This is a genomic window from Mesorhizobium sp. M7A.F.Ca.US.002.01.1.1 (assembly GCF_004022955.1).
Lineage (GTDB): Bacteria > Pseudomonadota > Alphaproteobacteria > Rhizobiales > Rhizobiaceae > Mesorhizobium > Mesorhizobium ciceri.
Map to the genome: position 1 here is coordinate 1 of NZ_RZQE01000910.1, position 1,127 is coordinate 1,127.

The window sequence follows — 1,127 nt, forward strand, 5'->3', positions numbered from 1 at the left end:
CCCTTGGCGCCCGGCATTCCGAGCGCCTCGGCGATGGAGGGCGTGATCTCCTGAAGACGCACGCCGATGAAGCCGCGCTCGATGCGGCCGGTGCTGATCAGTTGGTCGACGACAGTCCGAGCTGTGCGCGAGGGCACCGCGAACCCAATGCCTATGCTACCGCCTGACGGCGACACGATTGCCGTGTTGACTCCGATGACTTCGCCGCGCGCGTTGAACAAAGGACCTCCCGAGTTACCTCTGTTGATCGAGGCGTCAGTCTGCAGGAAATCGTCGTAAGGACCGGCCTGGATATCGCGAGAGCGGGCAGAAAGGACGCCGACAGTGACCGTGCCCCCGAGGCCGAAGGGACTGCCGATGGCGATGGTCCAGGCCCCTGGTTGCATCGCGTCCGAATCCCCCCAGGCCGTCGCCGTCATGTTGGGCCGAGGCTCGACTTTCAATACCGCGATGTCGGTTGCCGGATCGCGGCCCACCACCCGGGCGGGCGCCGTCTCCTTGTCGGAGAACACGACGTGAATCTCGGTTGCGTCTGCGACGACATGGTTATTGGTGACGATGTAGCCTTCGGGACTGATCACAAAGCCGGAGCCGAGTGCTTCCCGCACCTGGGGCTGGATACGCCCTCCTCCGTCGAAGGGATTGAGAAAGTCGTTGAGCGTCGTTTGATCCTGGATGATCTGCCTGGTCGTGATGGCGACAACCGCGGGCAGCTTCTGACGCACGATTGCGCTGAAGTCGTTCGGAATTTCCTGTGCGGTGGCCGGAGCAAGGCCGCCAGTCGAGAGCATCAGGGCTCCTGTGATCAAGCCAATGCACAAGTTCCTAGAGAGGTAAGACATGACTGGTTCTCCTGCCGGATTCGGGTCCTTGATTTTCGCCCGACGTCAGAACTGAGATTCTCGCCGATTGTTTCACCGGCTGGATAAAATGGTTCTAAGGCGTTGACCACGGGAAATGTGACCCGTGCCAAGCCATTGAAACTTGCTTGAGACGTCCCAAAATTTCGTCTGGCGGGAATCGCGAGAGCCGCCAAACTCAAACACGCAGGAGATTGTCTGAAGCGGAGGACCATCAATGGAAGCAGCCATTTCGACCCATTTTGCCTCGATTGAACCCGTGGCCCC

General features: G+C 60.2%; 2 protein-coding genes. Both read right to left on the minus strand.

Annotated elements, in window-relative coordinates:
• Positions 1-791: trypsin-like peptidase domain-containing protein (locus tag EN932_RS36665; RefSeq protein ID WP_245483408.1), on the minus strand; the 791-nt coding region annotated here is incomplete at its 3' end.
• Between the two features lie 123 nt (positions 792-914).
• Positions 915-1,127 (minus strand): hypothetical protein (locus EN932_RS38600; protein WP_206619043.1); only part of this gene is annotated, 213 nt, incomplete at its 5' end.